The organism is Paractinoplanes toevensis (assembly GCF_018332695.1).
GTDB lineage: Bacteria > Actinomycetota > Actinomycetes > Mycobacteriales > Micromonosporaceae > Actinoplanes > Actinoplanes toevensis.
In genome coordinates this window covers 1-6,975 of the sequence record NZ_BOQN01000192.1, presented here as the reverse complement: position 1 = coordinate 6,975, position 6,975 = coordinate 1, and the positions used below count along the sequence as shown (strand labels likewise).

The 6,975-nt window shown below is 65.8% G+C and carries 6 protein-coding genes and 2 tRNA genes; 6 read left to right on the top strand and 2 right to left on the bottom strand.

Going from position 1 to position 6,975, the window contains the following annotated elements; genetic code table 11:
* Positions 1–742: 742 nt before the first annotated feature.
* Positions 743–816, bottom strand: a tRNA-Gly gene (locus Ato02nite_RS49975).
* A gap of 120 nt (positions 817–936) precedes the next feature.
* Here Ato02nite_RS49975 and Ato02nite_RS49970 point away from each other — a divergent pair.
* The 6 genes from Ato02nite_RS49970 (at position 937) to Ato02nite_RS49945 (ending at position 6,258) form a co-directional block, all read left to right on the top strand.
* Positions 937–1,010, top strand: a tRNA-Pro gene (locus Ato02nite_RS49970).
* Positions 1,011–1,047: 37 nt separating this feature from the next.
* Positions 1,048–2,397 (top strand): trigger factor, encoded by a 1,350-nt coding sequence (gene tig, locus Ato02nite_RS49965; RefSeq protein WP_213013794.1) that lies wholly within the window; start codon positions 1,048–1,050, stop codon positions 2,395–2,397.
* A 187-nt stretch (positions 2,398–2,584) separates the two neighbouring features.
* A complete protein-coding gene (locus tag Ato02nite_RS49960; RefSeq protein ID WP_203801236.1) occupies positions 2,585–3,217 on the top strand; it encodes a ClpP family protease in 633 nt (210 codons plus the stop codon).
* 11 nt (positions 3,218–3,228) lie between these two features.
* Positions 3,229–3,894: an ATP-dependent Clp protease proteolytic subunit gene (locus Ato02nite_RS49955; RefSeq protein ID WP_213013793.1), complete on the top strand. Its 666-nt coding sequence runs from the start codon at positions 3,229–3,231 to the stop codon at positions 3,892–3,894.
* Positions 3,895–4,103: 209 nt separating this feature from the next.
* A complete protein-coding gene (gene clpX, locus Ato02nite_RS49950) occupies positions 4,104–5,396 on the top strand; it encodes an ATP-dependent Clp protease ATP-binding subunit ClpX (protein ID WP_213013792.1) in 1,293 nt (430 codons plus the stop codon).
* 64 nt (positions 5,397–5,460) lie between these two features.
* Positions 5,461–6,258 carry a carbon-nitrogen hydrolase family protein gene (locus tag Ato02nite_RS49945; RefSeq protein WP_213013791.1) on the top strand — a complete coding sequence of 266 codons (798 nt, stop codon included), beginning with the start codon at positions 5,461–5,463 and terminating at the stop codon, positions 6,256–6,258.
* Positions 6,259–6,290: 32 nt separating this feature from the next.
* On the opposite strand, the gene Ato02nite_RS49940 is transcribed toward Ato02nite_RS49945, so the two are convergent.
* Positions 6,291–6,506 (bottom strand): hypothetical protein, encoded by a 216-nt coding sequence (locus tag Ato02nite_RS49940; protein ID WP_213013790.1) that lies wholly within the window; start codon positions 6,504–6,506, stop codon positions 6,291–6,293.
* Positions 6,507–6,975 lie beyond the last annotated feature (469 nt).

Here is a 6,975-nt window from a genome sequence, read left to right as displayed (position 1 = left end):
GTCAGATGCGCGCTCATCGGCTAAATCAGTGCGTCTGGTCATGCTTTCCCCCCATTGTCATGACTGCGGAGCGTGGTCGCCTGGAGGCGGGTGTGTAACAATCCGGCGGTTCTGGTAGTTCTTGACTTCGCCTCGATCAATGCCCGTCCAGGGCTCCGGGCAGCACGGCGGCGGTCGCTGGGTTCGTTGCGGCGCTGCTCCGTCGTAGGGGGATGGGCTGCTGATCTACCGTGAAAGATCCGTCCGGCCGGTGATGGGCCGGTATGCGACGACTTCAACGGTCACGGGACACGCCGGGGGTGTCGGCAGGTTCCGTGGAACCATGAGCCGGCTGCCATGGTGTGATGCTCCCGTGAGCCCGCCGATGTTGCCTCGCGGTGTGACAGCGATACCACCAGCTGCCTGTCTGACCTTCATGGTCCGAGGTCGCCGGTAGGGCGACCGGAGTTCTGCGCAGTGCAACCTCGAGCAAAATTTCGAACCTGCATCATCAGTTTTGTCTAACTAGGGATGCCGATTGGGCCGGCGAGGCCCGGCTCTACTGGGCGTTCGTGCCGGCGGGGGAGGACTGCTGTGAGCTGGGGCTGAACGGGATGCATCGTCGGCGCGCGTGTTGCGCCGGTGCTGTCTGGGGTCGGAGCTGACACGTGTGTCGATCCTCGTTTCCCAACAATTTCCCCAACAATTGCTGCGTGGGCCTTGATCAAAACTTGGTTGATCATGCCGCCTAGCAGGTCAGACGTGGAGCGGGCGACGAGAATCGAACTCGCGTAATCAGTTTGGAAGACTGAGGCTCTACCATTGAGCTACGCCCGCGTGGACCCGGTCTGGGACCGGGGCACCCGCACAGCTTACTGAATCGACTCCCGCCCGCGCGAACCAGGTGGACTCCACCGCACGCGCAGGAAAGCGGACCGCATACACTGGCCACCGCCACGGGGTGTGGCGCAGCTTGGTAGCGCACTCGCTTTGGGAGCGAGGGGCCGTGGGTTCAAATCCCGCCACCCCGACTGATATCAACTATCCGCAGCAACAAGGAGTACGCCTGTGAAGAGCACCGTCGAGACTCTGAGCCCGACTCGGGTGAAGCTCGCCATCGAGGTGCCGTTCGACGAGCTCAAGCCGAGCCTGCAGAAGGCGTACCGGGAGATCGGCGCGCAGGTTCAGGTGCCGGGCTTCCGTCGCGGCAAGATCCCGGCTGCGGTCATCGATCAGCGCGTCGGCCGCGGCGCGGTCCTCAACGAGGCCGTGCAGGAGGCGATTCCGCAGCAGATCCTCGCGGCGGTTCGTGAGCACGACGTCAAGACGCTGGGCCGGCCCGAGGTGGAGATCACCGAGTTCGGCGACAACGAGCCGCTGAAGTTCACCGCCGAGGTGGACGTGCGCCCCGAGATCACGATCCCCGACCTGTCCACGATCTCGGTGACGGTTCCGGCCGTCGAGATCGGTGACGAGGAGATCGACGAGCAGATCAAGGGCCTGCGCGAGCGCTTCGCCACGCTGAAGACGGTCGACCGGCCGGCCGAGGAGGGCGACTACGTCCAGCTCGACCTGAACGCCACCGTCGACGGCGAAGAGGTGCCGGGCGGCTCGGCCACCAACATCTCCCACGAGGTCGGCAGCAAGCAGTTGCTCCCCGGCCTCGATGAGGTTCTGGTGGGCCTGGTCGCCGGTGCCGACGCCGACTTCACCACGGAGCTGGTGGGCGGCGACTTCGCCGGCCGCGAGGCCGCGGTCAAGGTGACCGTGCGCAGCGTCAAGGACAAGCAGCTGCCCGAGATCGACGACGAGTTCGCCCAGCTGGCGAGCGAGTTCGACACCCTCGAGGAGCTGCGTAACGACCTGCGCGAGCGGCTGACCAAGGTGAAGAAGGTCGAGCAGATCTACGCGGCCCGCGACGAGGCGCTCAAGCAGCTCGTCGAGGCCGCCGGGATCCCGGCCCCCGAGGGCGTCGTGAAGGACGAGGTCGAGGGCCGCAAGCAGGCCATGACCGACCAGCTGGAGCGCATCGGCGCCACCCTGGCCGACTACCTGACCTCGGAGGACAAGACCGAGGAGCAGATCGACCAGGAGCTCACCGAGGCCGCCGAGGAAGGCGTCCGCATCCAGCTGCTGCTGGACACGATCGCCGACGCCGAGGACGTCCAGGTTTCCGACGACGAGTTCGGTCACGAGATCGTGCACCGCGCCCAGCGCGCCCAGATGCAGCCCCAGCAGTACTACGACCAGCTCGTCCAGTCGGGTGCGGCGGCCGCCGTGTTCGGCGACGTGCGCCGCGGCAAGGCGCTCGCCTCGGTGATGGAGCAGGTCACGATGAAGGACTCGGAAGGCACCACGCTCACCCTCGACGACCTCCGGGCCGCCAGCGAGGACGAGCACGCCGGCCACAACCACTGAGTGCTCTCTGACAACCGGCCGCTGCCCCTTCGGCGGCGGCCGGTTGTCCTTTCCGGGGTGGGTGCGCTGTCAGCGAACACCTGCCCGAGCGGGAAGCCGATGCGCATTCGACCGGTTAGGTTGGTCGTACGACGGACAACCTGCCGACCGGTACCTAGGCCGGCACAGTCAGCTGTGAAGGGCTGCCATGACCGATCTCCACATCCCCGCGAGCCCTGTGCTGCGTGGGGGCGACACCCTCAGTGGCAACCTCGACGACTCGGTCTTCAACCGCCTGCTGCGTGAGCGCATCATTTTCCTCGGCAGCGAGGTGACCGACTCGGTTGCCAACCGAATCTGCGCGCAGCTGCTGCTGCTTTCCGCCGAAGACCCCCAGCGGGACATCAACCTCTGGATCAACTCGCCGGGTGGCTCGGTCTACTCCGGCATGGCGATCTACGACACCATGCAGTTCATCGACAACGACGTGCAGACCGTCGCGATGGGCATGGCGGCCTCAATGGGCCAGTTCCTGCTCTGCGCCGGTGCCCCGGGCAAGCGCTTCGCGCTGCCGCACGCGCGGATCATGATGCACCAGCCGTCCGGCGGCATGGGCGGCACCGCGGCCGACATCGCCATCCAGGCCGAGCAGATGCTTTACACCAAGCGCATGTTCCAGGAGCGGATCGCGTTTCACACGGGTCAGTCCCAGGATCAGATCGCAGAGGACTTCGACCGGGACCGCTGGTTCACCGCGCAGGAGGCCAAGGATTATGGCTTCATCGACAAGGTGATCACCACGGCCACCGAGGTGCCCGAGGGCGCCGGAACGCTGAACTGAGGAGCGGAACAATGACCGACCTGACCATGCCTCCCGGGTTCGCTCCGGTGCACAACCGCTACGTGCTCCCATCCTTCGTCGAGCGCTCCTCGAACGGGATGATGAAGGAGACCAACCCGTACAACAAGATGTTCGAGGACCGGATCATCTTCCTCGGCGTCCAGGTGGACGACGCGTCGGCCAACGACGTGATGGCCCAGCTGCTGACGCTGGAGAGCTCCGACCCGGACCGCGACATCACCATGTACATCAACTCCCCGGGCGGCTCGTTCACGGCCATGACGGCCATCTACGACACGATGCAGTACGTCCGTCCGGACATCTCCACCGTCTGCCTGGGTCAGGCCGCCAGCGCCGCCGCGGTGCTGCTGGCCGGTGGTACCCCGGGCAAGCGCCTCGCGCTGCCGCACTCCCGGGTCCTGATCCACCAGCCGGCCACCGAGGGTGGTTACGGCCAGGGTTCGGACATCGAGATCCAGGCCCGCGAGATCCTCCGCATGCGCACCCAGCTGGAGGAGATGATCGCCCGCCACTCCGGTCAGGCGGTCGACAAGGTCCGTAAGGACATCGACCGTGACAAGATCATGACGGCCGCCGAGGCCAAGGAGTACGGCATCGTCGACACCGTGCTGGCCAGCCGGAAGAAGACGCTGCAGGCCGTCGGTTCCGGCAGCTGAGAAGCGTGGTGTCAGGGGCCGGCCGGTGCACGCTAAACTGGCCGACCCCTGACACGCCCGTTTTGGGGGGTCGGAGAACAGCCTCTTTGCGGGTAACGTCGAGCATGCAGCCTCAGTTACGCGGTTCGGCAGACGATGAGATGGCAACGAGGCACTCAGTCTCGGACCAGGCCGGCGCGAGCCGGCCGATGAGCTCAAGGAGAACGTAGGTGGCACGGATCGGCGACGGCGGCGACCTACTGAAGTGCTCCTTCTGTGGGAAGTCCCAGAAGCAGGTCAAAAAGCTCATCGCGGGCCCAGGCGTCTACATCTGCGACGAGTGCATTGACCTCTGCAACGAGATCATCGAAGAAGAGCTGGCCGAAACCGGCGAGGTGAAGTGGGAAGAGCTTCCCAAGCCGATGGAGATCTGCGCCTTCCTCGACAACTACGTTGTCGGACAGGAACAGGCGAAGAAGGCACTCTCAGTAGCGGTCTACAACCACTACAAGCGCATCCAGGCCGAGTCGAGCGGCGCACCCGGTGGGGGCAGCGACGTCGAGGTGGCCAAGTCCAACATCATGCTCATAGGCCCCACCGGCTGCGGTAAGACACACTTGGCGCAGACCCTGGCCCGCATGCTCAACGTCCCGTTCGCGATCGCTGACGCGACCGCACTGACGGAGGCCGGCTATGTGGGCGAGGATGTGGAAAACATCCTGCTCAAGCTGATCCAGGCGGCCGACTACGACGTCAAGCGCGCCGAGCAGGGCATCATCTACATCGACGAGGTCGACAAGATCGCTCGCAAGAGCGAAAACCCGTCGATCACCCGCGATGTCTCCGGCGAGGGTGTCCAGCAGGCTCTGCTCAAGATCCTCGAGGGTACGGTCGCCAACGTCCCGCCGCAGGGTGGCCGCAAGCACCCGCACCAGGAGTTCATCCAGATCGACACGACGAACGTCCTGTTCATCGTGGGCGGCGCGTTCGCCGGCCTGGACCGCATCATCGAGTCCCGGGTCGGTCACGGCGGTGTCGGTTTCGGCGCTCACCTGCGCTCGATCTCGGAGCGGAACACCGACGACATCTTCAGCAAGGTCATGCCGGAGGACATGCTGAAGTTCGGCCTGATCCCCGAGTTCATCGGGCGGCTCCCGGTGATCACCACGGTGCGCAACCTCGACCGTGAGGCGCTCATCAAGATCCTCACCGAGCCCCGAAACGCGTACGTGAAGCAGTACCAGCGCCTGTTCGAGCTCGACGGCGTCGAGTTGGAGTTCGACTTCGACGCGCTCGAGGCCATCGCCGATCAGGCGATGCTGCGTGGCACCGGTGCCCGCGGCCTGCGGGCGATCATGGAAGAGGTCCTGCTCTCCGTGATGTACGAGGTGCCCAGCAACCCCGACGCCGCCCGGGTGGTCATCACCGGCGAGGTCGTGCTGGAAAACGTGAACCCGACCATCGTGCCCCGGGAGTTCGTCGGCCGTCGCCGTCGCCCGGACCGCGAGGAGAAGTCGGCCTGATCGACTGTTGTAGGGCCGTTCGCGGCCCTACAACCACGCCTCGCCGCACCGTAGGCTTCGACTCATGCGCGTTGCCGTCTGTCAGGTCAACTCCCGGGAGAACCGGGCTCAGAACCTCGCCGTGGCCCGGGACATGCTCGAGCGCGCGGCCGCGGCCGGCGCCGAGCTCGCGGTACTGCCGGAGTATGTCGATTATCTTGGCCCCGGCGCGAGTGCGCCCAAGCCGGAAAGCGTCGACGGCGAGTTCGCCGACTTCTTCGCCACCGCCGCGCGCGAGCTGAGCCTCTGGGTGCACGCCGGCTCGTTCCACGAGTCCGGCCCCGACGAACACCGCACCTACAACACCTCCCTGGTCTTTTCCCCGCAGGGCGACCTAACGGCGACCTACCGCAAGATCCACCTGTACGACGTGGAGATCGCCGGCCGGGTCTCCTATCAGGAGTCGCGCTCGGTGGCGCCCGGCGACGACACCGTGGTGGCCGAGATCGCCGGCGTCCGCACCGGCCTGTCGATCTGCTATGACCTGCGCTTCCCCGAGCTCTACCGGCGTCTGGCCGTGCAGGGCGACGCCCGGATCCTGGTGGTGCCCGCCGCCTTCATGCTCCACACCGGCCGGGACCACTGGGAGGTCCTGCTGCGGGCCCGCGCGATCGAGAACCAGTGCTATGTGGTCGCGGCCGCCCAGATCGGCGACCACGAGCCGGGCCGCACCTGTTTCGGCCGCAGCATGATCATCGACCCATGGGGGACCGTCGTCGCGCAGGCGCCCGACGCGGTGGGGATGGTGACCGCCGACCTCGACCTGGCCCGTGTCGAGCTGATCCGGACCGAGCTGCCCAGTCTGGCCAACCGTCGCCTATAATTAGAGAGTCGTGCGGACGTGGGTATTGCGGGTCACAGCATCTGTACGAGATAACCGATCACCGCGACGCCGATGACCGCGCCGCCGGCCAGCAGCATCGCGCCGCCCATCCGGGACGGGCCACGACGGACCATCCGCAGCACCGACACCACGAGCGTGACCAGCACAAGCGCTCCGATCACGAACTGCCAGAGCGGGAAGACGAGATCGAGGAGCGCGTCGGCAGCCAGTGTCGGGGATTCACCCATGAGCCCACTCTGTCATGGTCAGCGACTCGCTGCGGGGGCCTCGCGGGACAGACGGGCACGGGGGTCGATTTGCATCAGCGGCAGGTGATCACGTAACTTTCTCTCTGCCCGAGGGGAACCCGGACGGAACGGCACGAAAGTGACGGACCGGAAGGGGATTCGTCGGGTGGCAGAGGCACGCGCTAAGCTTGCCGAAGCCTCGGGCGAGGCTGGCTCGAAGTTCCGCGAAACCGGGATTTGCGCCAGCGAGATCGACCGAGTAGAGTAACAAAGCCCGCAGGGAGCCGGGCGGACTGATCGCCAAGTTGCGATCGTCGGCCGGTCCTACTGGGCCACCTCTACGAACTATCCGCCCAGACGGCGGATGTGTTCTGTGGAAAAACTGGGCGGTGCCAGCAAGATCTAGGATCTTGCGCAGGCGAAGCTGACCGGGTAAGTTCGAGCGGTTGCCCCGAGGGCGTTATAACAC

What these genes read in the sequence shown, in the direction of transcription:
- Ato02nite_RS49960 (WP_203801236.1), top strand. Translation starts at nt 2,585, where the DNA reads ATGACCGATCTCCACATCCCCGCGAGCCCTGTGCTGCGTGGGGGCGAC.
- Ato02nite_RS49945 (WP_213013791.1), top strand. Translation starts at nt 5,461, where the DNA reads ATGCGCGTTGCCGTCTGTCAGGTCAACTCCCGGGAGAACCGGGCTCAG.
- Ato02nite_RS49940 (WP_213013790.1), bottom strand. Translation starts at nt 6,506, where the DNA reads ATGGGTGAATCCCCGACACTGGCTGCCGACGCGCTCCTCGATCTCGTC.
- Ato02nite_RS49955 (WP_213013793.1), top strand. Translation starts at nt 3,229, where the DNA reads ATGACCGACCTGACCATGCCTCCCGGGTTCGCTCCGGTGCACAACCGC.